This is a genomic window from Gordonia sp. SL306, assembly GCF_026625785.1.
Taxonomy (GTDB): Bacteria; Actinomycetota; Actinomycetes; order Mycobacteriales; family Mycobacteriaceae; genus Gordonia.
In genome coordinates, this window is record NZ_CP113063.1 from 191,592 (window position 1) to 216,627 (window position 25,036).

Annotated in this window: 23 protein-coding genes and 1 riboswitch; of the genes, 8 read left to right on the forward strand and 15 right to left on the reverse strand. The window is 68.9% G+C overall.

The annotated features are described in order from the left end of the window. Nucleotides 1-12: 12 nt before the first annotated feature. Nucleotides 13-969: a methylenetetrahydrofolate reductase [NAD(P)H] gene (gene metF / locus OVA31_RS00855; protein WP_267629270.1), complete on the reverse strand. Its 957-nt coding sequence runs from the start codon at nt 967-969 to the stop codon at nt 13-15. An 82-nt stretch (nt 970-1,051) separates the two neighbouring features. Here metF and OVA31_RS00860 point away from each other — a divergent pair, with 82 nt between their 5' ends. The 4 genes from OVA31_RS00860 to OVA31_RS00875 are packed head-to-tail and all read left to right on the forward strand — an operon-like array spanning nt 1,052 to nt 6,335. Beyond that, nucleotides 1,052-2,206 carry a polyprenyl synthetase family protein gene (locus OVA31_RS00860; protein WP_267629271.1) on the forward strand — a complete coding sequence of 385 codons (1,155 nt, stop codon included), beginning with the start codon at nt 1,052-1,054 and terminating at the stop codon, nt 2,204-2,206. A 7-nt stretch (nt 2,207-2,213) separates the two neighbouring features. After that, a complete protein-coding gene (gene crtI / locus OVA31_RS00865) occupies nt 2,214-3,797 on the forward strand; it encodes a phytoene desaturase family protein (RefSeq protein ID WP_267629272.1) in 1,584 nt (527 codons plus the stop codon). Further along, a complete protein-coding gene (locus OVA31_RS00870) occupies nt 3,794-5,350 on the forward strand; it encodes an alpha-(1->6)-mannopyranosyltransferase A (protein ID WP_420714126.1) in 1,557 nt (518 codons plus the stop codon). Before crtI ends, OVA31_RS00870 begins: the two co-directional genes overlap by 4 nt. Continuing rightward, a complete protein-coding gene (locus OVA31_RS00875) occupies nt 5,343-6,335 on the forward strand; it encodes a phytoene/squalene synthase family protein (RefSeq protein ID WP_267629273.1) in 993 nt (330 codons plus the stop codon). Before OVA31_RS00870 ends, OVA31_RS00875 begins: the two co-directional genes overlap by 8 nt. A gap of 21 nt (nt 6,336-6,356) precedes the next feature. Here OVA31_RS00875 and OVA31_RS00880 read toward each other — a convergent pair whose 3' ends face one another. Then, nucleotides 6,357-6,722 (reverse strand): Rv2175c family DNA-binding protein, encoded by a 366-nt coding sequence (locus tag OVA31_RS00880; protein ID WP_267629274.1) that lies wholly within the window; start codon nt 6,720-6,722, stop codon nt 6,357-6,359. A gap of 143 nt (nt 6,723-6,865) precedes the next feature. Here OVA31_RS00880 and OVA31_RS00885 point away from each other — a divergent pair, with 143 nt between their 5' ends. Further along, complete coding sequence (locus OVA31_RS00885; RefSeq protein ID WP_267629275.1) at nt 6,866-8,053, forward strand: protein kinase domain-containing protein; 1,188 nt, start codon at nt 6,866-6,868, stop codon at nt 8,051-8,053. A 27-nt stretch (nt 8,054-8,080) separates the two neighbouring features. Here the strand turns inward: OVA31_RS00885 and OVA31_RS00890 are convergent, their stop codons facing one another. Together OVA31_RS00890 and OVA31_RS00895 are read right to left on the reverse strand one after the other, a co-directional pair. Continuing rightward, nucleotides 8,081-9,478 carry a class II 3-deoxy-7-phosphoheptulonate synthase gene (locus OVA31_RS00890; protein WP_267631352.1) on the reverse strand — a complete coding sequence of 466 codons (1,398 nt, stop codon included), beginning with the start codon at nt 9,476-9,478 and terminating at the stop codon, nt 8,081-8,083. 90 nt (nt 9,479-9,568) lie between these two features. Further along, nucleotides 9,569-10,051 (reverse strand): polyadenylate-specific 3'-exoribonuclease AS, encoded by a 483-nt coding sequence (locus OVA31_RS00895; RefSeq protein ID WP_267629276.1) that lies wholly within the window; start codon nt 10,049-10,051, stop codon nt 9,569-9,571. A 45-nt stretch (nt 10,052-10,096) separates the two neighbouring features. Here OVA31_RS00895 and OVA31_RS00900 point away from each other — a divergent pair, with 45 nt between their 5' ends. Further along, complete coding sequence (locus OVA31_RS00900; RefSeq protein ID WP_267631353.1) at nt 10,097-11,449, forward strand: glycosyltransferase 87 family protein; 1,353 nt, start codon at nt 10,097-10,099, stop codon at nt 11,447-11,449. 96 nt (nt 11,450-11,545) lie between these two features. Here OVA31_RS00900 and OVA31_RS00905 read toward each other — a convergent pair whose 3' ends face one another. From OVA31_RS00905 to OVA31_RS00930, 6 genes are all read right to left on the reverse strand, one after another. Beyond that, complete coding sequence (locus OVA31_RS00905; protein WP_267629277.1) at nt 11,546-12,256, reverse strand: lysophospholipid acyltransferase family protein; 711 nt, start codon at nt 12,254-12,256, stop codon at nt 11,546-11,548. A gap of 65 nt (nt 12,257-12,321) precedes the next feature. After that, the gene (locus tag OVA31_RS00910) at nt 12,322-13,305 is read right to left on the reverse strand and encodes an ROK family protein (RefSeq protein ID WP_267629278.1); all 984 of its coding nucleotides are present in this window, start codon (nt 13,303-13,305) and stop codon (nt 12,322-12,324) included. Continuing rightward, nucleotides 13,305-13,742 carry a hypothetical protein gene (locus OVA31_RS00915; RefSeq protein ID WP_267629279.1) on the reverse strand — a complete coding sequence of 146 codons (438 nt, stop codon included), beginning with the start codon at nt 13,740-13,742 and terminating at the stop codon, nt 13,305-13,307. Before OVA31_RS00915 ends, OVA31_RS00910 begins: the two co-directional genes overlap by 1 nt. A gap of 82 nt (nt 13,743-13,824) precedes the next feature. Continuing rightward, nucleotides 13,825-15,042, reverse strand: coding sequence for an ArsA-related P-loop ATPase (locus OVA31_RS00920; protein WP_267629280.1), 1,218 nt, complete (start codon nt 15,040-15,042; stop codon nt 13,825-13,827). Between the two features lie 20 nt (nt 15,043-15,062). Beyond that, nucleotides 15,063-15,500: an SRPBCC family protein gene (locus OVA31_RS00925; protein ID WP_267629281.1), complete on the reverse strand. Its 438-nt coding sequence runs from the start codon at nt 15,498-15,500 to the stop codon at nt 15,063-15,065. Further along, nucleotides 15,500-15,928: a hypothetical protein gene (locus tag OVA31_RS00930; protein ID WP_267629282.1), complete on the reverse strand. Its 429-nt coding sequence runs from the start codon at nt 15,926-15,928 to the stop codon at nt 15,500-15,502. Before OVA31_RS00930 ends, OVA31_RS00925 begins: the two co-directional genes overlap by 1 nt. Nucleotides 15,929-16,046: 118 nt before the next feature. On the opposite strand from OVA31_RS00930, the gene OVA31_RS00935 reads away from it, so the two are divergent. After that, nucleotides 16,047-17,849, forward strand: a complete 1,803-nt coding sequence (locus OVA31_RS00935; protein WP_267629283.1) for an AMP-dependent synthetase/ligase — start codon at nt 16,047-16,049, stop codon at nt 17,847-17,849. 13 nt (nt 17,850-17,862) lie between these two features. On the opposite strand, the gene OVA31_RS00940 is transcribed toward OVA31_RS00935, so the two are convergent. The 5 genes from OVA31_RS00940 to OVA31_RS00960 all read right to left on the reverse strand — a co-directional run bounded on the left by OVA31_RS00940 (nt 17,863) and on the right by OVA31_RS00960 (nt 23,048). Then, nucleotides 17,863-18,981, reverse strand: a complete 1,119-nt coding sequence (locus OVA31_RS00940; protein WP_267629284.1) for a glycosyltransferase family 4 protein — start codon at nt 18,979-18,981, stop codon at nt 17,863-17,865. Next, nucleotides 18,981-20,489, reverse strand: coding sequence for a hypothetical protein (locus tag OVA31_RS00945; RefSeq protein WP_267629285.1), 1,509 nt, complete (start codon nt 20,487-20,489; stop codon nt 18,981-18,983). The genes OVA31_RS00940 and OVA31_RS00945 overlap by 1 nt, the downstream gene beginning before the upstream one ends. Nucleotides 20,490-20,516: 27 nt before the next feature. After that, nucleotides 20,517-21,521 carry a C40 family peptidase gene (locus tag OVA31_RS00950; RefSeq protein ID WP_267631354.1) on the reverse strand — a complete coding sequence of 335 codons (1,005 nt, stop codon included), beginning with the start codon at nt 21,519-21,521 and terminating at the stop codon, nt 20,517-20,519. 219 nt (nt 21,522-21,740) lie between these two features. Continuing rightward, nucleotides 21,741-22,460, reverse strand: a complete 720-nt coding sequence (locus OVA31_RS00955) for a C40 family peptidase (RefSeq protein ID WP_267629286.1) — start codon at nt 22,458-22,460, stop codon at nt 21,741-21,743. A 14-nt stretch (nt 22,461-22,474) separates the two neighbouring features. Further along, a riboswitch (cyclic di-AMP (ydaO/yuaA leader) is annotated at nt 22,475-22,655 on the reverse strand. A 108-nt stretch (nt 22,656-22,763) separates the two neighbouring features. Then, entirely contained in the window at nt 22,764-23,048 is a 285-nt protein-coding gene (locus tag OVA31_RS00960) for a hypothetical protein (protein ID WP_267629287.1), read from the reverse strand. Nucleotides 23,049-23,238: 190 nt separating this feature from the next. Between OVA31_RS00960 and OVA31_RS00965 the strand changes: the two genes are divergently transcribed. After that, a complete protein-coding gene (locus OVA31_RS00965; protein ID WP_267629288.1) occupies nt 23,239-24,999 on the forward strand; it encodes a DEDD exonuclease domain-containing protein in 1,761 nt (586 codons plus the stop codon). Nucleotides 25,000-25,036 lie beyond the last annotated feature (37 nt).

Here is a 25,036-nt window from a genome sequence, read left to right on the forward strand (position 1 = left end):
ACCGTCGGGGCGTCAGCCGACGGTCGCGCCCAGCGCCGACGACGTGTCGACCCCGAGGCGCTCGAGGACCTCGCTGGTCGCCTTGGCGAAGTTCAGACTGCAGAAGTGGATGCACGGCACCCCCTCGGCGACGAGGCGTTGTGCCATCTCGGTCGCGAAGTCGATCCCGACGGCGCGCACCGCCTCGCGGTTCTCCTCCGCACCGTCCCCGGCCGCGGCCGCGAATCGTGCCTGTACGTCGGGCGGGATCACCGACCCCGACAGCTCGGCCATCCGCCGCACGCTCGCCAGCGACGTGATCGGCATGATCCCGGGAATGAGCGGCTTGGCGCCCTGCTCCGGATCCGCACGGACCACCCGATCGCGCAGCCGCAGGAAGTCGTCGACGTCGAAGAACATCTGGGTGATGGAGTACTCGGCACCGGCGCGCAGCTTGTTCACCAGTGTGCGGGTGTCGTGCTCGAGCGTCGGCGCCCGGTGATGCCCTTCGGGGAACGACGCGACCCCGACATGGAAGTCGCCGAGTTGGTCGATCAGCCGCACCAGTTCCTCGGCGTAGGCGACCCCGTCCGGATGCTGCACCCAGTCGCCGAGCGGGTTGCCCGGAGGGTCGCCGCGGAGCGCAAGGATGTTGGTGATGCCCTGGTCTGCGTAGGCGCCGACCAGCGCCCGCAGTTCACCGATGCTGTGGTTGACCGCGGTCAGATGGGCGACCGGCAGCAGGGTGGTCTGGGCCGCGAGTTCGCCGGTGATGCGGACCGTCCGGTCACGGGTTGACCCGCCGGCGCCGTAGGTCATGGAGACGAATGCCGGACCCAATCGCTCGAACGTGCGGACCGCACGCCACAGCCTCGCCTCGGCCTCGGCGTCCTTGGGCGGGAAGAACTCCACCGAGAACGGGACAGGGCCGCGGTGAGGTGCCGAGAGCCGGTCCACGATCGAGGGAGCCCGGGTGGGAGATGAGGTCACCCGCACATTGTACGGATCACGGGTCAGGGCCCGCCGGTACCGGGCTCCACAGCGGCGTCGTCGGCGGCACTAGCCTGGCAGGGTGACGTCCGCCCTGCCGATCCCGACCACCCTCGACGCCGTGCCCTCCGCGGTCGAGGCCGCCCTCGAGGTCTTCTTCGGGCGCGCGATCCCGGTGGCCGCCGACGTCGACCCGCAGGTGGGCGCGGCGGGCGAGGTGGTGCGGGACTTCGTCCTGCAGGGCGGGAAACGGGTTCGCCCGGTCTTCGCCTATGCCGGATGGCTCGCCGGCCTGACCTCCTCCGGACGTGATCTCCCGGCCGCCGGGCCGGACTCCCCCGGCCCGGCGGACGCCCTCCGTGTCGCCGCCTCGCTCGAACTCGTCCAGGCCTGCGCGCTGATCCACGACGACATCATCGACCGATCCGACACCCGACGTGGGCGCCCCACCGTGCACCGGGTGTTCGAACGCCGCCACCTCGATGACGGCTGGGCCGGCGACGCCGCCCACCACGGGGCGGCCGCCGCGATCCTGCTCGGCGACCTCGCCCTCGCCTGGGCCGACGACATGGTGCACGGTCATCACCCGGGCGACGCGACCGTGCCCGGAGAATCTGCTCCACGTCCTCTGCCTGCGTCGGTCGGCCGGGTGTGGTCGTCGATGCGTACCGAGGTTCTGGGCGGCCAGTACCTCGACATCGTCAACGAGGCGGGCGGCGACGAGTCCGTCGGCGCCGCGTACCGCGTCATGCGGTTCAAGACCGCCGCCTACACGGTCGCCCGGCCGCTCGAACTCGGTGCCACCCTCGCGTCGGCACCCGCATCGCTGATCGGCGATCTCCGTTCGATCGGCCATGATCTCGGCGTCGCCTTCCAGTTGCGCGACGACCTCCTGGGAGTGTTCGGCGACCCCGACCGGACGGGCAAACCATCCGGTGACGACCTGGTCGCCGGGAAGCGCACCGCGCTGCTCGCCGTCGGACTGGCACGGGCAGGCGAACGCGATCCGGCACTCGCCGCACGGCTCCGCGCCGCCATCGGCCGCCCGCTGACCGAGGACGAGGTGGGCACGGCCCGGTCGATTCTCACCGAGGTCGGCGCCGTCGACGAGATCGAGACCCAGATCTCCGGCCTCCTCACCAGCGCCCTGGCCACCCTCGGGGCGGCCGACATGTCCGAACCGGTCCGCACCGAGCTGGGCTCCTTCGCCCATCGCATCGCCCACCGCACGACATGATCGCGACGTGACCGCACAGACGGCCCGGCACGGCGCCCGGGTGGTGATCATCGGTGCCGGGTTGTCGGGACTCTCGGCGGCACTGCGACTCACCGGACTCGGGCACCGGGTCACCGTCGTCGATGCCGCGCCCACCGCGGGCGGACTGGTCCGCACCGAACCGCTCGCCGCCGACGGCACGGCCCCGGACCGGTCCCTCGGTTCCGTCAGATTCGACACCGGCGCAACGGTTCTCACCATGCCATCGCTGATCGACGACGCACTCGGTGCGGTCGGCATCCCAGCCGCGGAGTCCCGCCGCCGACTGGCCTTGATCGACGTCGACCCGTCGTACAACGCTCGATTCGCCGACGGCACGCACCTCGACATCCCGCGCGGTGCCGCCAGGTTGGCCGCCGCCGTGACGTCGACGTTCGGTCCGGATGCGGGTACCGGGGTACGCGACCTCACCAGGTGGCTCGCCCGGCTGTATGACGTCGAGTTCGACACCTTCATCGACCACAACCTCAATTCCCTGTCCGACCTGCGTGACCGCCGAATCCTCTCCCGCGCCGTAGATCTGGTGATGATGGGGGCGACCCGGCGGCTCACGCCTGCCGTCGCGCGGCACGTCTCCGACGAACGACTGCAGCGTGTGTTCACGTTCCAGGCCCTCTACGCGGGGGTGCCGCCACAGCATGCGGCGGCGATCTACGGCGTGATCGCACACATGGACATCGGCATGGGCGTCTACTACCCGACCGGCGGGATGGGTCGCGTCGGTGCGGTCATGGCCGATGCTCTGCGTGACGCCGGGGGAAACGTCGAACTGTCCACCGGTGCGGCAGCCCTGTGTCGCGACGGCGCACAGGTCACGGGCGTCCGACTGGACTCCGGCGACATCGTGCCCGCCGACGCGGTGGTGGCCGCGGTCCCGATCGGCGAGGTGGCCCGACTGCTCGGCGCGCCGATGCCGCGCGGACCCCGATGGCGCCGGATCCGTCACTCGCCGAGCGCCGTCGTGATCCATGGCCTCGCACCGCGTTCGGTGACCGCGACCTGGCCGGGCCACCACCACACCCTCGACTTCGGGGCCGCGTGGGCGGAGACCTTCGTCGACCTGACCCGCGCGCCGGGGCGTCTCATGCGCGATCCGTCGTTCCTGGTGACGCGTCCCGCGGTGTCGGACCCGAGCCAGACCGGTCCGATGGAGCCCGTCTCCGTGCTCGCGCCCTGCCCCAACCTGGCCACCGCCGACCTGCCCTGGGACATCCTCGCCGACGCCTACGTCGACGAGTGCCTGCAGACCCTCGCACGCCGCGGCTACCGCGGCATCGACACGGCGCTGCAGGTGCTGCGCGTCGACGACCCGACCACCTGGGCGGCCGCCGGACTACCGGCCGGGACGCCGTTCGGCGCCGCCCACACCGTCCGGCAGACCGGGCCGTTGCGGACCCCGAACCGATGGCCGGGCAGCAGCAATCTGGTCCTGGCGGGTGCGGCCACCGTGCCGGGGGTCGGCATCCCGCCGGTACTGGTGTCCGGCAGGCTCGCCGCCGAGCGCGTCGTCTCGGCGCTCGGTACGACGTCGCGCCGTAGGATCAGGCCGTGACCGCGACCCGCGACGACACTCCGCCATCCCGTCGGAACCGCGCGGTTCGCGAGCCGGGCTTCGCGGACCTGGTGGTGGGCTTCGTCGGTTCCGTGCTCGTGTGCATCGGCAGCTTCGGCGTCGGTGACATCGCACGCAACAGCACCGTCGCCCAGGATCTCGGTCTGTCGGCGATCGCGTACGGACACGGCAAGACGTTGTTCGGCAGCATCTTCTGGCTCGGCGTTGCGACCATGGTGATCGCCTGGGTGCGGTTGGGACGCCGGCTCGGCACCGACCGATCGGCGCTGTCGGTGCGCACCTTCGGATGGGGCATCGTGGGCTGGGCCGCCCCGCTCGCTGTGGCCGTTCCCGTCTACAGCCGCGACGTCTACGCCTACCTCGGCCAGGGGGCACTGTTCCGGGAGGGGTTCGATCCCTATGCGGACGGACCCGCCCACCTCCCCGGGCCACTCCTCGACAGCATGGCGCAGGTGTGGGCGACCACCACCGCGCCCTATGGTCCGCTCTTCGTCGGACTCACCCGGCTGGTCACCGAGATCACCGGCGACCACGTCATTCTCGGCGTGTACGCGATCCGGCTGATCCTGTTGCCCGGGCTCCTGTTGGCGCTCTGGGCGATTCCGCGGCTGGCCGAACATTTCGGCGCGTCACCGCAGACCGGTCTGTGGCTGGCACTCGCCAACCCGATGGTCCTCATTCATCTGGTGGCAGGCAGCCACGTCGAGTTGCTGATGATGGGCGTCCTCGTCGCCGGTGTCGCCCTGGTGGTCACCGGGCGACACGTCCCCGGCCTTGTCGTGCTCGGGCTGGCGGTGTCCATCAAGGTCACCGCCGGTATCGCGATCCCGTTCGTGGTGTGGATCTGGTTGTCACACATCCGCGCCCGGCGGCGCGTGGAGCCGGTCGACGTGGCCCGTGTGTTCGCGTCAGTGGTCGGCATCACCGTAGCCGTGTTCGCGGTGTGCACCGCGGTACTCGGGCTCGGGCTGGGCTGGCTGACCGGTCTCGGCTGGGCCGATCGCATCATCAACTGGTTCACCCTGCCCACCCTCGCGGGGCACATCGTGACGCTGATCGCCGCGCCGTTCACGGCGTTGAACCTGCAACCGGTCCTGGGGGTCACACGTGCCGTTGGCATGGTGGTGCTCGCGATCGTCCTGGTGGGCCTGTGGTGGTCGCATCGCCGTGACGAACGCAGCGCCATGGCGGGCATGGTGTGGGCGATGCTCGCGGTCCTGCTCCTCGAACCATCCACGCTCCCCTGGTATTACACCTGGGTCCTGTGCCTGGCGGTGGCATTCACCCTGCCCCCCTGGGTGCGGGCGATCGTCGTCGGCGTGTCCACCTTCATGCTGATCGTGTTCCAGCCCGACGACTCGATTCTCTTCTACAAACTCCCGGAAGTGCTCCTGGCGACGGCGCTCTCCCTCCTCGCGGCGATCTCGCTCACCCGGCGGGATCCGCTGCGCCTGCGCCGGGCAGTCGACTGGTTCCGAGGCAGCCCCGACATCCCGGACGAGGCCGACCGATCGACGACCTCCGGTGCGTGAGAACGTGCTTCGCGATGCCGCCGCCACCGATACCGTTCGGCTCGGGTACCGGCGGGCACGTGCCCTGACCGCCGAACACGGCCGGACGTACTTTGCGGCGTCGTGTCTCCTACCCCCGCGGCAACGTCGCGGGGTGTGGGCGCTCTACGGGTTCGCGCGCATCGTCGACGACGTCGTCGACCTTCCGTCCGCCGCACCTGCGCCGCGTGGGCGGGCCGCCCAGATCGACCGGATCGAGGAGGCGCTGCACGCCGTGCTCCACCCCGCGCCCGACGGCAGACCGGTCGCAGGCCTCGACCATCGGCCCGAGGACGCGGAACAGGGCGACGCCCATCTCGAGTCGATCCTGGCCGCGGTGCGCGACACCGTCGTGCGGTTCGACATCCCCACCCACACCTTCGACGCGTTCCTGCGGTCGATGCGGATGGACGTGCCCGGCACCACCGAATTCCGGGACCGCTATCGGACCTGGGCCGAACTCGCCGAGTACACCTATGGATCCGCGGCCGTCATCGGTCTCCAGATGATCCCGCTGCTCGGGGTGAGGGCGGCCGGTGACGACGTCGCCGACGGTGCCGCGACGCTGGGCGAGGCGTTCCAGTTGACCAACTTCCTGAGGGACGTCGCCGAGGATCTCGACCGCGACCGGATCTATCTGCCCACCGACGAACTCGCGGCGTTCGGCGTGGACGAGGACCACCTCCGCCGGTGTCGTGCCGAACATGTGACCAGCCCGCACCTCCGACGGGCACTCGCCCACATGATCGCCGTCAACCGCGACCAGTACCGACGTGCCTGGCCCTCTATCACGGCTCTGCCCAACAGGTCTCGGCGCTCGATTGCGGCAGCGGCGGCGATGTACCACGATATCCTCGGCGAGATCGAACGGGCCGACAACGACGTCATGGATCGTCGCGTGGTGGTGAGCGGTCGACGACGGGCCATGCTGGCCGCACAGGCGATCTCCGGTCGCCGTCCGTGGTGAGACGGCCGGACAGACGAGCCGTCAGAACGCCTGGGCCTGAGCCCGCCGGATGACCTCGCGAGCCGAATGTGTGTGCAGCGCATCGGCCGGACACATACCGAGGTCGTCCTGGACGGCGAACAGCCACTCCATCACCTCGTCGCGGGTGTAGCCGCCGTCGAAGAGGACCTCCACGAGCCCGGTGAAATGCTTGACGATCCCGAGGTCGTCGAAGAACACCGCCGGAATCGCCGGTTGCCCCTCGCGCGACACCGCGAGCAGTTGATGGTCCTGGATCAGGGTGCGCACACGGCTGGCCGACACTCCCAGCCGGCGGGCCGCGTCGCCGATCGTCAACGTGTCGATCTCGGACGTGAGACTGTCTTCGGACAGCGGTAGTGAACCCACATCGCCGAGCGTACCGGCTCGAGGTCCGTCGCCCAACGATGCGGCCCCGGATTCACAGCGGTGGCATCGTGCACCGGGCCGGTGCTGATCCGAGCCCGAGTCGATACACCGCCCGCGCGACGCCGACCGGTAGATTCGGCGACGTGAAACCTCCCGCCGACTCACTCCTGGGCGCGTCCCTCGAGGGCCGCTACCGGATCGACGCGCCGATCGCGCGCGGCGGGATGTCGGCGGTCTACCTCGGGGTTGACCTGCGTCTGGGCCGATCGGTGGCGATCAAGGTGATGGATGCGCGCTACAGCGGTGATCCGCAGTTCCTGCGCCGGTTCGAGTTCGAGGCGCGGGCGGTCGCCGGGTTGAAACACCCCGGGCTGGTGGCCGTGTACGACCAGGGCATCGACGACGGTATCGCCTTCCTCGTGATGGAACTCGTCGAAGGTGGCAGCCTTCGGGAACTCCTGCGCGAACGCGGTCCGATGCCGCCCCATGCGGTCAGCGCCGTCGCCGACCCGGTACTCGGCGGGCTCGGTACCGCCCATGCCGCCGGACTCGTCCACCGCGACGTCAAACCGGAGAACGTGCTCATCTCCGACGTCGGCGAGGTGAAGGTCGCCGATTTCGGGCTGGTCCGCGCCGTCGCCGAAGCGGGCGTCACCTCTGCCAGTGTCATCCTCGGCACGGCGGCCTACCTGTCCCCCGAGCAGGTCGAGGCCGGTGACGCCGATGCCCGCAGCGACGTCTACTCGATGGGCGTCATGATGTTCGAATTACTCACCGGCCGAACGCCTTTCCGGGGCGACACGCCGCTGGCACTGGCTTATCAGCGACTCAGCTATGACGTTCCTGCGCCGGGTGACGTGGTGGACGGCGTACCGGAGGAGTTCGACGAGATCGTCCTGCGCGCGACCGAACGCGATCCCGCCGAGCGATATGCGGACGGGTACGACATGCGTCGGGCACTGCTGGCCGCCACCGACGAACTGGACCTGCCGTCGTTCACCGTCCCCGCCCCGCGCCGATCGGCCGAGCGCGACACCATGGCACGGTTCCGGGCCGATCGCGCACAGCCGCAGGCCCCCGCGACCCCGGTCGCCAACCCCACCAGGGTGCAGTCGGGTCCGACCCCACCTGCGGTCTCGGCGCCGGCACCGCGACCCGAGCGCGAGCCCGCCGCGGCGACGAGGACGCGCCTGGAGTCCCGATTCGACGAGCAGCCGGAACCGGACGACAACGGGCCCGTGCGGGCGCTCATCTGGACCACCGTCGTGCTGCTGCTCGCCGTCGCGATCGGTGCCGCCGGATGGTGGGTGGGACAGACCTACCTGAGCTGAGCAGGCCGACCGGCCCTGTGGCGCCGGTCAGCCGCGCAGCATCTCCGCGACGAGGAATGCGAGCTCCAGTGACTGCTGGGTGTTCAGGCGTGGATCGCAGGCCGTCTCGTATCGCCCGGCGAGGTCGAGATCGGAGATGTCCTGTGCGCCACCGAGACATTCGGTGACGTCTTCGCCGGTCAGCTCGATGTGTACGCCACCGGGATGGGTGCCCAGCGCATGGTGCACCTCGAAGAAGCCCTGCACCTCGTCGACGATGCGATCGAAGTGCCGCGTCTTGTAGCCGGTCGAGGCCTCGTGGGTGTTGCCGTGCATCGGGTCGGACTGCCAGATGACCTTGTGCCCGGTCGCCTCGACCGCGGACACGATGGCGGGCAGGACCTCCCGCACCTTGTTGTTGCCCATCCGGGCCACCAGGGTGAGCCGACCCGGTTGGTTGTGCGGGTCGAGTCGTTCGACGTATTCGACGGCCTGCTCGGGCGTGGTGGTCGGACCGATCTTGACCCCGATCGGGTTGTCGATCAGCTCGGCGAACGCGATGTGCGCGCCGTCGAGCTGCCGGGTCCGCTCACCGATCCAGAGGAAATGGGCGGAGAGGTCGTAGAGGACCTTCTCGCCGTCGGATCGATCGGGTACGTCGGCAAGACGCAGCATCGCGCGCTCGTAGTCCATGACGAGTGCCTCGTGGGAGGCGAAGATGGACGCCGATTCCAGGTTCGTATCGGTCACGCCACAGGCGTCCATGAACCGCAGGCCGCGGTCGATCTCGGATGCCAGCGCCTCGTAGCGGGCCCCCGCCGGGGAGGTCCGCACGAACTCGCGGTTCCAGAGGTGCACGCGGCGCAGATCCGCCTCCGAACCAGTCAGCGCGCGAACGAGATTCATCGCGGCGGCCGCGTTGGCGTACGCGCGGACCAGTCGCGACGGGTCGTGCCTGCGCGTGGTCTCGTCGGCCGGGAAACCGTTGACCATGTCGCCGCGGTACGACGGCAGGCCGAGCGCATCGGTGTCCGACGACCGCGGCTTGGCGTACTGGCCTGCGATCCGGGCCACCTTGACCACCGGCATGCTGGCACCGTAGGTGAGCACCACCGCCATCTGCAGCAGCGTGCGGATGTTGCCTTTGATGTGCGGCTCGGTGTTGTCGACGAAGGTCTCGGCGCAGTCACCACCCTGGAGCAGGAAGGCACGCCCCTCGGCAACGTCGGCGAGTTGCGCACGGAGATCCCGGACCTCGGCAGGCATGCAGATCGGCGGCACGCTCTCGAGGACGGTGCGCATCTTGCGCGCCTCTTCGGCGGGCCAGCTCGGCTGCTGCAGCGCCGGACGCGCCATCGCATCGTCGAACCGGCTCTGCAGGTCGCCGGGCAGCGGCGGCAGCTCCGGAAGCTCTGCGATCGGAACGTCTACGGTCCAGTTCGTCACCACGGTTACAGGGTAGTTGAGCCGGTCGCGTACCAGGTGGGCGGGGAGCCCGGCGGGCGACGGTGCTCCGGCAGGCAGGTGCGGCCGCGATCAGGGTCGCGACTTCTCGATCGCCTGCCAACGACGCCAGTTGTGGCGGGCATCGGTGAGCGCGTCGTGGGCGTCCCTCGGCGACGGTGGGAGCGCCGGTTTGCCCGCGGCCTCCCAGTGCTGTCGCAGCTCCCGGGTGAAGCGCGGCATCGGGCGCGGAAGCGCCGTCATCGGGCCCCACAGCTGGCACAGCACCACATGGTCGTAGGCGCCGACCCACGCCCACAATTCGACGTCGTCACCGTCGGCGGTCAGGAACGCGAGCAGCTCGTCGCGGATCTGCCGACGGCTGCGCCAATAGGGCGACGCCGGGGACGGTAGCTTGGGCAATACGTTGGTCCGAACCCAGTCACCGGCCCGTCCCGGATCGAACTCGGTGGACACCGCGTAGAATTCACGTCCGTCCTCGGCGACGACACCGATCGAGATGAGCTCGATGGTGGTGCCGTCCTCGATAAACTCCGAGTCGTAGAAGAACCGCATACCCACCAGTATTCACACCACGTGGAGCAGAGAACCGCCGAGACCATGACTTATCTGTCCGCGGCCGACACCAGGCTGCACCGATGGGCGCCGTCGAACGGTGCGCGCACCGCGATCGCCGTGGTGTTCCTCGCGTCGGTCACCCTGCAGATCGTCGGCATTCCCTTCACATCGAGTTTCGGGACCCGCACCCGCATCGACCTGGACGTCTACCGCCTGGGCGGGCAGATCTGGCAACACGGCCAGAGCCTCTACGCCGACGGGTCCATGCCCTTCACCAGCGACGGAATCTGGTTGCCGTTCACCTATCCCCCGTTCGCCGCACTCGGCTTCATGCCCCTCGGCGCCATCACGCTCGGGCTGGCCGGGCTGCTGATCTCGGTGATCACGGTTGTCCTGACGGTGGTGATCCTGCAGATCGTGCTGAGGATGCTCTCGGTGGGAAACCCGGGGAACAGATGGTGGACCGCCCTGCTGCTGACCGCCGGGGTCATCTGGCTCAACCCGTTGTGGATGACGCTCGGCTTCGGTCAGATCAACATCATCCTGATGGCGATGATCATCGTCGACATCTTCGTCGTCGGCCGGGGTCGCGCCGCCGCCACCGGACCGTTCCGCGGAATCCTGACCGGTCTGGCATCCGCGATCAAGCTGACCCCACTGGTCTTCGTCGCGGTCTACCTGCTGACGCGGCAATGGCGCGCGGCGCTCGTCACGGTCGGTACCTTCGTGGGCGCCGGCGCCCTCGCATGGATCTGGTTGCCCGCGGACTCGCACGGCTACTGGACGCACACGCTCTTCCACACTGCCCGCATCGGCGACCCCGCAGGCCGGATCAACCAGAATCTCAACGCCATGTGGATTCGTCTCGTGCCGCAATTGGAGTCGGCCGAGCAGCTGATGTGGGTCGCCAGTTCACTCGTGGTGACCGTCCTCGCGCTCGTCGCGGCGCGATCATGCCGGCCGATCGCGGCCTTCGGAGCATTTCGACGTCCCGCCGGCGGTGACCCCTCGGCAGGGGTCGCGGCGGTCCTGACGGTCTCGGTGGTCGCGCTCTGGGGCCTGCTCGTGTCGCCGACGTCGTGGGCCCATCATTGGGTGTGGGCGATCCCGACCATCCTGACCGCCGCCGTGGTGGCCGCCCGCGACACCGATCGACGTGTGCGGATCGGCTACGCCACGGTGGCCGCGACGGGAGTGGTGATCTTCGCGCTCGGCCCGTTCCAGTTCTTGTCGCCCGCGGTCCGCCAGTGGTCGATCATCGATCACCTGATCGGGAACTCCTACACGCTCTGGGGGCTCGCCGTCCTGATCATCGTGTGGCTGCTGCCGCCGCAGATCACCGGCGAGGGAACCACACACGCGCATCCCCAACTCGCGGACGCACACGTTCGCTGAACCGACCGGGTGCCGGGCAACCCGGCGCGGCTGCGACGACGGCGTCGTCGTCGGCGCGCCGGTCAGGGTGGCGCGCCGGTCAGGGTGGGACGCGGGTCAGGCAGCCGACGCCGAGACGGGCTCCGGCGGTTTCGGCTTGCTGTCCTTGAGGGAGGCCGCGTAGATGTCGACGTATTGCTGGCCGGTCAGCTGCATCAGCTCGTACATGATCTCGTCGGTGATCGCGCGCTCGATGAACCGGTTGCCCTGCATCCCCTCGTAGCGCGCGAAATTCAATGGTTTGCCGATCTTGACGACGATGCGCGCCGGGCGCGGGATGAGCGACCCGGGCGGGTTGAGCTTCTCGGTGTTGATCATCGCGACGGGGATCACCGGCACACCGGTGTCGAGCGCGACCCGTGCGAGACCCGTCTTGCCCTTGTACAGCCGGCCGTCCGGGGACCGGGTGCCCTCTGGGTACATCCCCATCAGCTCACCGGTCTCGAGCTGCCGGCGCGCGGCGGTCAATGCGCCGGCGGCCGCTTCCGCACCGGATCGATCGATGGGGATCTGGCCGACGGCCGAGAAGAACCAGCGCTGGAAGGCGCCCTTGGGGCCGGTGCCGGTGAAATACTCGCTCTTCGCCAGGAAATAGATCCGGCGCCGCACCATCAGGGGCAGATAGAAACTGTCCATCACGGCCAGGTGGTTGCTCGCCAGGATCGCCGGGCCACGGGCCGGAATGTTCTCGAGTCCTTCGACCGTCGGCCGGCCGATGAGGCGGAGAAACGGTCCAAGCAATACGTATTTGAACGTGTAGTACCACATCGAAGACTCCGAACCTCGCCCATCGTCACCGCCTCAGACCTTACTCGCAGAAACGATACACATCCTCAGGTTCGGCTGCGTACCGTCTCCCCGGCCTGTGCCCTGATGGCTTGTCGCGCAACTTCTGCCGCGCCCACCACGCCGGCGCTCTCGCCGAGCTGGGTGCCGCGGATGCGGGCGAGCTGACGATGACCGGCACCCGTCACCAGCCGTGCGTAGTGCTCACGCGCCTCGTCGAGGAACAGTCCCGACGCCGCGCCGACGCCGCCCGCGAGCACGATGAGATCCGGGTCGAAGATGTCCGCGATCATCGCCAGCCCCTGTCCCAGGGATGCGGCGAATTGGGCGAAGGCCGCCAGCGCGACAGCATCCCCGTCCGCGGCGGCACCCGCCACCCGACGGCCGGTCAGCGAGCCGGGGTCGGCGGCCACGTCCGCGGCCAGTTGACTGCGTCCCCAGTCGCCGTCGGCGAGCAACTCGACCACGGTGTCCACCAGAGCGGTACCGCTGCAATACCTTTCCCAGCAGCCGAGCTTCCCGCACGAGCACACCCGACCGTCCGGGACCACCGTCAGGTGCCCGAGCTCCGGGGCCACCCCGAAGCTGCCGCGATAGATCTCGCCGTCGAGCAGCAGGCCGGCCCCGATCCCGGTCCCGATGGCGAGCACCAACGAATTCTTGCCACGCGCGGCCGCCCCGAAACGCCATTCCGCCACCGCCGCGGCATTCGCGTCGTGTTCGGCGAACACCGGTATGTCGATCCGGGCGGTCATGTCCTCGGCGACCGCGGCCTCCCGCCACGGGAGATGCGGCGCGAATCGCACCACCCTGCGATCAGGGGTGAGGAATCCGGCGATGGCCAGTCCGACCGCCTTGGCGGCCCACCGGGAGGTGAGTTCACCGACTAGCCGGTCGAGGCAGTGTTCGAGCGCGCTGGTCGTCGGCGGCGTCGCCGCCCGCAGGGTGTCCAGCATCGCACCGTGGTCGTCGACCACCGAGGCGCGCACACTCGTGCCACCGATGTCGATACCGATGGTCAAGTCCCCCATCAGATCTCACTCTCCGGGTCGGGCCCGTGCACATTCGCCGACCGGTCGACGACGTCGATGCGGACCGCGATCGGCTGATAGTGCTGGGCCGAGTCACCGGAGGTCGGCGACGGGGTGGATCGTAGAGCGTTCGCCATCGCCTCGAGGACGGCGATCAGGGCGGCGATCAAGCGGGCCAGCAGATCTCCGAGCTCGACGAGCAGCGTGGTGATGTCGCCGGTGAGATCGGCGAAGGTACCGGCATCCGCGGACACTCCCGCGGTCGCCGTGGCGTGCTGTCCGCCGGCACGCTGTCCGGGGCCGCCGAACAGGGCGGCGAGCTGATCGATCTGGGCCGCGACGCCGAGGAGGAAGTCCCGTACCGGGTCGCCCGTGGCGCCACGGGCGTGGCCTGCGACGTTGTCGTCGTCGGGTCCGGTCGTGTCGTCCGAGGTCATGTGGGCAGCTCTCCTGTCCGGGTCCGGCAGTAGTGTACGCGACACCACCGCCACGTCGCCGTGCGGCGGATGTGCGCAGATGTCAGCGGCCCTGCGGCCACAGCGCCGGGTCCGGCATGAACCGGACCGTCAGATCGGTGCCGTCCCACGCCGCGTCGACGACGACGCAACGCCGCAGCACCGAGGGTAGGCGCACCGGGTGCCGGAAACCGCCGACCGTCACCAGCAGGTCGTCGCCGGATCGCCCGAGCTGCAGGGCGTCGGGATCGGGAAGTCGCTGACGCCAGGTCAGTTCGTACACACGCGAGGTACCGGCCCCGGTGTCGGCGGCCTCGGTGACCTGCGCCGCCCCCGACCCGGACGGCCGACCGTTCGGCATCGGGAGGCCGACTCCGAGCTTGCGCAGTCGGGCGGCCCGGTCGATGGGTAGGTCCAGACACGGCAACTCGGCGACCTCGACTGCTGGGTCGCCGCCCCGGACGACGGCGCGCAACCGGTCCATCCGGGCGTCGTGATCCGCACCGTCACGGCCCGCTCCGACACCTTGGTTGATCACCACCGATCGCAGCGCAAGTCCCATCACGTCGACGGTGGCCAGCAGGTGCGGAAGAGCGCGCTCGCCGCGATCATCCGCCCCGACGACGACGTGCATCGCCACCGTGTGCGGATCGGTCACGAGTTCGGTGACATCGACGCAGTCGCGGTCGATCGCGTCGACAGCCGCGGTCAACTGGGCCATCACCGGGCGCTCGGCCGCTGCCGCGAGCCGACGATGCCTGGGCCACAACCGATTCAGCGCCTGACTCAGCAACGACGACGCCCTCAGGAACTCGAACGGGTCGCCGAGTCCGGACGCGTCGACCACGATCCGGCGCCACTGGCCGCTCACCGCTTCGTCCCGGATTCGGCGCATCACCAGGAAATCCTCGACACCCGGCAGAGTCGAGAGCTCCGCGGCGTCGATGTCCGACACCGCGCCGACACCCGGCAACGCCACCTTCGATCGGGCCATCGTCTCCGACAGCACGGTGGTGAACTCCGACCAGGTCCGTTCCAGGAGCACCAGGCGGTCGAGCGAGAGCAGGTGCAACCGGGTCGACACCGCGACCGGTTCGTCGGGCTGCCGGAACACTCCCAGGAGATCGGCAGTCGGCGAGCACCTGTCGACGGTGACCAGCAGGGTGTCGCGGTCGGGAGTGGTGACAGCACGGGCGCCCCCGGGCCTGCGGGTTCCGGACCGGCCCAGGGCGCCCGAGGTCGCGGTCACCGAGACCCCGGCGCCACCCGGCCCGATCACCACATGGATGGGCGTGAGATCGATCAGCCTTCGACCCTCTTCTTCAGATCGTTCAGTGCCGCCTCGGTGATCGCCTTCTCCGCCCGGCGTTTCAGCTGCCCGATCATCGGCACCAACAGGTCGACCATCAGTTCGTAGGTGACCTTCGTGGAACCCGGGACCTGCTGCGCGAGAACGTATCGGCCACGCTGATCGCGCTGCAGGTCACTGCTCACCAGTCGCCACGAGACCGCCCGACCGTCGGCCTCCCAGTCGTAGGAGAGGACGTAGGTGTCCTGCAGCACCCCGGCATCGAGCACGAACCGCACCTCGCTCGGACGATTGCCCGCGCCGTACTCGGTCACCTGGACCTCACGCGCGGCCGACACCCACTCCGGGTAGTGCTCGAAGTCGGCGATCACCGCCATGATGTCGTCGGGATCGGCGTTGATCACGATGGAACGCTCGGTGTGTTCGGCCATCAGACCGCCACCTGGTCGTCGCCGATCGCCGGACCGCCAACCGAGCGGCCGGACTCGAGGCGATCCTTCACCTCGAACGACATCACCTTGCCGGCCGCACGGCGATCACGGTTCGCATCCGCGAGGTACAGCCCTCGGGCCCGCCCTTCGGCCGGGAGACCGGCCGTGGGCTCCGCGTGCAGGAAGTAGTGCAGCACGAACCCGTCCATCACCGGCTCACACCAGATCTCCATGGTGCCTGCCAGTGGGCCGTCCACACGCCAACGCACCCCCTGCGCCCCCCGCTCCTCGGTCACGGTCAGGCGGAGGTCGGGCCACCACCGGCGCCAGTTGGCCCGGTCCCCGACCACCTCCGTCACCGACGACGGTGCGGCGGCGATGAAGGTCTCATCGGCCACCTGAATGCTCGTCACGTTCACTAGCTTCACATACTCGACCGACGCCGGGACAGCGACCTCGTCAGACGGGCTCGGCGAACGTGCCCCCGGTCACGTCGGGCACAGCGATACGATCGGTGAGGAGAAGCTGCATGCGAAAGGTACCTCGATGAGTGAGTTCAGCGTTCCCGCACGATTTTCTGTCCCCGAGAACGCCGACTGTACCGACATCATCTTCGGTATCGCCGAGCGAGAACCCGACAAAACGGTGTTCCGCCGCAAAGAGGGCCCACAGTGGGTGCCGGTCCGCGCAGGCGACGCGGCCGCGCAGATCATTGCCCTGGCCAAGGGCCTCATCGCCGAGGGCATCGGCCCGGGCGACCGCGTCGCGATCCTCTCCCGTACCCGCCCGGAGTGGACGCTGATCGACTTCGCCATCTGGTCGGCCGGGGCGGTGCCCGTGCCGATCTACGATTCGTCGTCGGGACCGCAGGTCGAATGGATCATGCGGGACTCCGGAGCCGTCGCGATCGTGCTCGAGGATGCGGGGCACCGGGCCATCTTCGACCGGATCGAGAACCTCCCGGGCGTCAAGGTCTTCCAGATCGACGGGGCGGACGGAGAGACCGGGGCCATCGCCGCCCTCGAGGCCGCCGGAGCCGACCTCCACGACGACGAGGTGACCAAGCGACGCGCGACGGTCGCCGCCGCCGACCCGGCCACCCTGATCTACACCTCGGGCACGACGGGCCGCCCCAAAGGCTGCATGCTCAGCCACAGCAACCTGCTCTCGGAGACCTACGGGGTACTCGAGGGCAACATGCGCACGCTGCTCGGCCCCGACAGGCGGCTGCTGATGTTCCTCCCGATGGCACACGTGCTCGCACGGGCCATCAATCTGGTCGCCCTCGAGGCGGGCGTGGAGATCGGTTACACCAGCGACATCCCGAACCTGGTGCCGGAGTTCGCCGTGTTCAAGCCGTCACTGATCCTGTCCGTCCCCCGGGTCTTCGAGAAGGTCTACAACAGCGCCCGGCAGAAGGCACACGACGAGGGCAAGGGACGCATCTTCGACGCCGCTGCCGACGCGGCCGTCGAATACTCGCAGGCGATCGAGCGGGGCGGCCCCGGGCTGGTCCTCAAGGCCAAGCACGCGGTGTTCGACAAGCTCGTCTACGGCAAACTGCGCGCGGCACTCGGCGGCGAGTGTGAGCTCGCCATCTCGGGCGGCGCACCGCTCGGAGCCCGACTGGGGCACTTCTTCTCCGGTATCGGCATCCCGGTCTACGAGGGCTACGGCCTCACCGAGACGACCGCGGCCTTCAGCGTGAACACGCCCGGCCAGGTGCGGGTCGGGACTGTCGGGAAACCGTTGGCCGGCAACAGCGTACGGATCGCCGAGGACGGCGAGGTGATGCTCAAGGGCGGTGTCGTGTTCGGTGGCTATTGGCAGAATCCGGACGCCACCGCCACCGCGCTCGAGGACGGCTGGTTCCACACCGGCGACCTAGGAAACGTCGACGGCGACGGATTCCTCACGATCACCGGCCGGAAGAAGGAGCTCATCGTGACCGCCGGCGGCAAGAACGTGTCCCCCGCCGGACTCGAGGACGTCATCCGATCCAGCGCGCTCGTCTCGCAGGCGCTCGTCATCGGTGATGCGAAACCCTTCATCGCAGCGCTGATCACGATCGACCCGGAGGCCTTCCCCGCGTGGAAGGATCGCCACCACAAGCCTGCGTCCGCGAGCGTCGCCGACCTCGCAGGCGACGACGACCTACGGGCCGAGGTCCAGGCAGCCGTCGACGATGCGAACAAGACCGTCTCGCACGCGGAGGCGATCAAGAAGTTCCGCATCCTCCCAGACGATTTCACCGAGGAGACCGGGGAGATGACCCCGACCCTGAAGGTGAAGCGCAACGTGGTGGTCCAGAAGTTCGCCGACGACATCGACGCGATCTACACCCGCTGAGGCACCCGGAGGCTCAGAGCAGCTGGCGAAGTCGAGCCGCGATCGACCTCCACTCCCAGGTGTCGACGGCGTGTTCGCGCCCCCGGGCGCCCATCTCGGACGCGGTCGTCGGATCCGCCAGAATCGCGGTGATCGCGAAGGCGACCGCGTCGACATCGGTGCCGTCGACGACGGTGCCGGTGACGCCCTCCACGACCGTCTCAGGTGCCCCACCCGACTGACCCGCGACAACCGGGATTCCGGTCGCCGACGCCTCGAGGTAGACGATGCCGAGTCCCTCGACATCCAACCCGCGTCCCCGTGTCCGCGCCGGCATCGCGAACACATCGGCGATGTTGTGATAGGCGGGCAGGTCCGCCGAGGGCACCGAACCGGTGAACACCACGTGCTCGGTCATGCCGTTCTGCGCCACCAATTCGCGCAGGGTCTGCGCGTAGGGTCCCCCGCCCACGATGACCAGTGCCACGTCGCCGACCTCCCGCCGGATCAACGGCAGCGCGCGGATCAACACGTCCTGCCCCTTGCGCGGCACCAGCCGGGACAGGCAGAGCACCGTCGGACGCTCACCGAGCCCGAGCTGTTCCCGAATCCTCTGACGCGCCTGCGGGTCCGGCGCGAACCGACCCGTGTCCACGCCGGGCGGCAGGTACTCCAGGGCGGCCCGTGCGCCGAACGCCGACGCGAACCGCCCGCGCGTGTAGCGACTCACGAAGGTGACGACATCGACGTTGCGGCCGATGAAGGTCAGTACCTGGCGCGCGACGGGCAGCATCGACCATCCGACCTCATGGCCGTGGGTGCTCGCGACGACCCGTTCGGCCCCGGCCCGCCGCATCGCCGGAGCGAGGACCGCCAACGGCGCGGCAGCGCCGAACCAGACCGTCGAGATGCCGTGGGTCCGGATGATCTCGGAGGCTCGGCGGGCCACGAACGGAGTGGGCAGCATCAGCGTGGTGGGATGCCGCACGACCGTGTAGGGAATCGTCGCGTCGAACTCCTCGTGGCCACGCCACCGCGGTGCGTAGACGACCACCTCGTCCGGCGGCAGGCGATCGACCAGGTTCTGCAGATATGACTGGATGCCCCCGGGTCGGGGCGGGAAGTCGTTGGTGATCAACAGGGTCCGGCGCATCAGTCGACCTGTTCGTTCAACCATCGCCGCCACGAGGCGACGAACTCGGCACGCGACATCCCCAGAACCCTACGGATCGCGACGTCCTGCCGCTTCACGTCGTCGGTACCGGCGACGCCCACGTAGAGCTCCTTGAGCTTCTCCTCACCGAAACGTGCGGCCACGAATGCGGAAACCGACCACGCCGCCTGGTATGCCACGAGCGCCTGGTCCGAATCCACCGCGAACTCCCGGTCGGTCGGCAGCGCCGTCGGTCCCTCACCGGCCCGTACGGCAGCTGCCAGATCGGGCGCAGCGTCCTCGAGGCGGACATAGGTGTCCTTCCGTCCGACGTACTCGGGAACGCCCTCGGTGATCCACAACGGAGCGCCCGGCGACGTCACCACCCGCGCGGCAACGTGCGTCAGCTCGTGCCGCAGCACCACTCCCAGGGCGGGCTCCGCGAGGTCGCCCGCGTTCGGGGTGAGGATGATGCGTTGTCCGGCCGCCGAATGCGCGCCGGTGTCGATCCGACTGAACACGGTGGCCGCCGCCGCGCCTGCGATGTCGGTCGACGCGCTCTGGGCCAGATCCCTGAACTCGGACGGACGCCCGGTTGCCACCACCGCCGCGCGTCGCGGCCAGTCGGAGCCCCAGAAATCGGTGACGGCGGCCGTTGCGCCCGGGAGCAGACGACGAACGCGGTCGACCACGGTCTCCGTGCCGGGGTAGGACGCAACAACCGATTCCCCGCCGGCGGTCGCGACGTCATCGGCCGCGACGTCGGGGAGTTCCCACAGCTGGGTCGGCATGGCGGCGGCCCCGATGGCCGACGCGTCGCCGACGATCTTCCAGGCATCCCCGTACCTCGCCATCACGAACTGGGACGAGACCACCACCTCGGGTTCGTCGAGCCCTGGCTTGGTCGCACCGCCGAGCGCGTAGTGCAGTTCCACCGGCGCCACCCAGGAGTCCGAACTCCCCTGGGCATCGAGCCGGGCCTGCAACTCGGCGGGCACCAGCGTCTCGGCCTCCTCGGTGGGCGCCAGGACATAGCGAAGATCCTTCAACTGCAAGGCTTCTCCGCGGGCCGGCGGCGGCACAGACGCCGACGGGGTCCCCGACGACGCATCGGCGGAGGGCGAATCCGATCGCGGCGTCGACGTGAGGTCGAGGGCGGGCGACGACGTCGGGCTCGACGATCCGCTCCCGGGTCCGGCGCCGGAGAGATTGGCGATCGATGTCTGGATCCGGCTGCGGAAGGCAGGCGACGCCGAAGCGTCGAGGAGGTCGGTGACGCGAGCGCGATCGCCGGCGAGCAAGCCCCTACCGAGAGCATCCAGGGCGGCCTGCACCCCCGCCGACCGCTGTTCCTCATAGACATTGGCCGGGGTGGTCGACGAACTGCCACCCGATTCGGGCGCTGGTGCGACGGCCTCGCCGCACCCGCTCAGCACCGTCGCGACCACGAGCGCCGACCCGGCGAGGGTCAGCAGCTTCCGCCGGCGCCGCCCACCCGGAGCGATCATCCGGACGCGCCCCTCACGGCACGCCACTCAGTACCGGCGAGCCGCGCTGAACGGTCCCGCCTCGTCGATCGGCACGACCTTCACGGGAACACCGAACGTGGATGCGTGGATCACGTATCCGTCGCCGACATACATGCCGACATGGTGGGCGTCCGAGTAATAGATGATCAGATCGCCGGGGCGCAGGTCATTACGATCGACCGCCTGTCCGGAACTGTTCTGCGCCTCGCTGGAACGCGGCAGCGTCTTGCCCGCCTGCTCGTAGGCCCACACCATGAGGCCCGAGCAGTCGAACGAATCGGGTCCGGTGGCCCCCCACACGTACGGATCACCGATCCGGCTCAGCGCGGCCTGCACCGCGACGAGCGCGGCAGACGTGCCCCTCGGCACGAACCGCGGATCGAAATCGAACTTCGGGCCACGCAGGGCCGCCAGCTGCTTGCCGGTCATGGATTCGTACACCGCACGGATCTGCACGGCCTGCAGCTGCAGATTCGCCTGCTTCGCCTGCAGCTCACCACGTGTCTTCTCGGCCGAGGCCACGGCAGCGGTCGCCTCGGTCGCGGTCTTGTCCGCGGAGGCCTTCGCCGCCAACGTGTTCCGGCGAGCGTCCTTGAGGCCCTTGAGGTCGGTGGCCGCCTGACGCGAGATCAATTCCAGACCCGACATCTGGTCGAGCAACGACTGGGGTGAATCGCTGACCAGCACGGCGTACAGACGATTGACCCGGGCGCCCTTGTAACTCGCACGGACGATCGAGTCGACACGACCCTGATAGCTCTCGAGACGCTTCTGCGTAACGACGAGCGTGCGGTCGGCGTCGGTCGACGCCTTCTTCGAGTCGGCCACGATGCGTCGCTGCTTGTCGTACTCGATCTGCGCGTTGTGCATCGCCTCCGCCGACTTCTCGGCGTCGTCGCTGAGCTTTTTGTATTGGGTGAGCAGCTGATTCGGCGACCGGACCGGCGCTGCCGAGGCGTCACCGGCACCAACCGTCGCAGCGAATTGGCCGGAGGACACCACGAGCGCCATCACCGCGGCGACGAGTATCACTGGCACAGCCCGCGCCCGTGCGGTCCACCATCCGGAAACCACGGTTGTCACTTCTCCTCCGCCACTGTCCCCCCGATCACGTGCCCTGACGGCGATCCGGATGGACCGTTCCTGTCAGGCCAGGTGATTTGTTTGGGCGGATCACGCATTCCACGTGATCCGCCCAAACGAGTTCACATCCTCATCGGTGACCGACGCTCAGTAGCGCCGGATGCCGGTCACCGACCAGTTGGAGACCTTGTCCTTCTTGACCGGCACTCCGGCGGTCGACGCATGGACGAAGGTTCCGTTGCCGATGTACATGCCTGCGTGGCCGCCGCCGTCGAAGATCAGCACGTCGCCGGGCTTGGCGGCTGCGATCGACGCCACCGGCGTGCCGCCACCGAGCTGCCCATAGCTGTCGCGCGGGATGGTCTTGCCTGCCTGCTTGTACGAGTAGTAGACGAGACCCGAGCAGTCGAAGGCGTTCGGACCGGCCGAACCGTAGACGTACGGCGCACCGATCTTGCTCTCCGCGACCCGCACGGCCTTCTGGGCCGCCGTCGGCTTCGCACCCAGGAAGCCGCCGTCGTCACCCTTGGGCTTGAACTGCTGCGGGATCTGGTTGTCGTTCAGACCGGGCACGGTGAAGGTACCCAGATTCGGAACGGAGACACTCGCACCGGGCGACTGGGCTGCGGGAGTGACCGGAGCTGCCTTGGGGGCAGGCGCCGCCTTGTGCTCCTGGAATTGCTGGGGGACCTGCTTGGTATCGACCCCAGGAAGTTCGAATGTGCCGACATTGGGCACGTGTATCGGCGCTGCGAGCGCCGGTCCCGCGACAGCGGCGAGCGAGCCGACGGTGATCGACCCTGCAACCACCGCGCGCTTGGCTACCTTGGTGCCGCGGTTGGGCTGTTCCAAACGATGTTTCGCCACGAAGCGATCTCTCCTTGCTCTCCCTTCGACCGCCGACCGAGTTAGCTGTCGGGTTCGGGCCGGAAGAATGGCCCTACACACGTGTCGCGACGACGTCGAAAACGTCGCCGGGCATGCGCGATTCACCCCGATTCGGATCACTCCGAAAACTGATGGTTCCCCGGTTCGCCTGTGGCGATTGAGCGGTGACCGATCCAGACCACTCCTGTTGGAGCGGGACGCTCTGCAAAGGTCTCGGAAAGGTTACGAAATCCGATGCGGGTCTGTCCACCGACCCTTTCGGGCCTGAATTGGCGCGTGCGCTCAACCAGCGCGCAGAATACGGAGTTGCCGACCGGAAACCACGCCGCCATCTGCGGTTTTCCCATTTCTTGCAGATACTGCAGCGGCACTGGAGACCATTGCAGCGGCCTCGAAAACACCGATCGCGGCGTCGATGTCGGCGTCTCCCGGCACCCCCGATCTCGTAACCTTTCCTCCACCTTCGGCAGTGGGGTTTTCGCAGTTGGGGGCGTCGAACAGCACTTGCATCATGCAGCCGTCGCAGGCGACGGGACGACCCGGGCAGGACTGGCAGTCGATGTACATGTGTGATCTCCATCTCAATCGCGTGCTCTGGGTATGTCGACGGGCCGAAATCGCCTGACTCGGCTCCGTGCGCCACACGTGATGGACACTAGGGACGGCCACCGACAGATCCGGCCCGATCACCGGTCGAACTCAATTTCCCCGCCTGTCACATCAGAATCTGTCGTAACGTCGAACTAGTGTTCGGAGCGTGGTGCTCAGGGGGCAGACGGACGGCGGACAACTCACCTTCGCCGATCTGGACGACAACGACGACGACGGATTCCGGCCCGATCGCTCACTGTTCGACACCACGCTCGTCGTCGTGGACCTCGAGACGACGGGAGGCAGTCCGACCGACGATGGGATCACCGAGATCGGCGCGGTGAAGATCCGCGGCGGTGAGGTCATCGGCGAGTTCGCGACGCTGGTGGATCCCGGGCTGCCCATCCCCCCGCAGATCGTCACGCTCACCGGCATCACCGAGGCGATGGTCAGCGACGCGCCGATGATCGGTGCAGTGCTGCCCTCGTTCGTGGAGTTCGCCCGCGGCTCGATCCTGGTGGCCCACAACGCCCGATTCGACATGGGTTTCCTCCGACAGAACGCGGCGCGACTGGGGATCGACTGGCCGTTCACCGCCAGCCTGTGCACGGTGACCATGGCCCGTCGCATCCTGACACGCGATGAGGCCCCCACCGTCCGGTTGTCCGCTCTCGCCGATCTCTTCGACGTCTCGACGCGGCCGACCCACCGTGCCCTCGACGATGCGCGCGCGACGGTCGAGGTGTTCCATCACCTCCTCGAACGGGTCGGCAATCAGGGCGTCGACACCTACCGCGAACTGACCGCCTATCTGCCGCGATCGAATCCCCGGTTGCGCGCCAAACGCACCCTGGCGCGGGACCTGCCGTCGCGGCCCGGTGTCTATCTCTTCCGCGGTCCGTCGGAGGAGGTGTTGTACGTGGGCACCGCCGTCGACCTGCGGCGCCGGGTCATGTCGTACTTCACCGGCAGCGACCCCCGCCGACGCATCGGCGAGATGGTGAATCTGGCCACCCGGATCGACCACGTCGAGTGTGCGCACGCCCTCGAGGCCGGCGTGCGTGAGCTGCGGCTCCTGGCCGCGCATGCGCCCGCCTACAACCGGCGGTCGACCCAACCGCACCGCGGTTGGTGGATCGTGCTGACCGGCGAACGATTCCCGCGGCTGAAGGTCTCGCGGACCCCGACCGAAGACGCCATCGGCCCGATCGGCAACCGCACGACCGCGGCGACGATCGCCGACATGATCAGCCGGTCATCCGGATTACGCAGCTGCACAACGCGATTGGGGTCCGCATCACACCACTGGTGCCGATCCGAGGCCGCGGGCGGGCCGCGCATCGGAGGGTGTCACGCGGCGTCGGAACGCCCGCTGACCCTCCCCGACTATCTCCCGCGGGCCTCCGCCGTGCGCGACCTGATGGCAGGCGATCGCGACCACCTGCTGACCGACCTCACCGATCGACTGGTCCGACTCGCCGATGCGCAGATGTTCGAAAGTGCTGCCCGGCAACGAGACCGGGTGTCCGCGACGATCGACGCTTTGGCCCGCTGCCAACGACTCGCAGCGCTGTGCGCGATCAGCGAACTCGTCGTGGCCCGCCCCGATCCCGATCGGGGGTGGGAGATCGCCGTCATCCGGCACGGTCGGCTGGCCAGTGCCGGGGTCGCCCGCCGGGGCATCGCCCCGATGGCCGTTGTCGAGACCTTGACCGCGTCCGCCGAGACCGTCGTCGCGACCGACGGGCCGTTGCTCGGAGCCCCACCCGAAGAGGCCGGGCTGCTCTATCGCTGGGTCACCGAACCCGGCGCCCGGATCGTCTCCACGACGGAGCCGTTCGCCCTGCCGGCGGCGAGCGCCGAGCGGTGGTTGCCGTGGTCGCAGACCGCCCATGCAGCGCGCGAGGCGCCCCGCCGCGCAGGCTGACGGCCCCTAGCCGCGCACCCCGCACACGCACACCCCG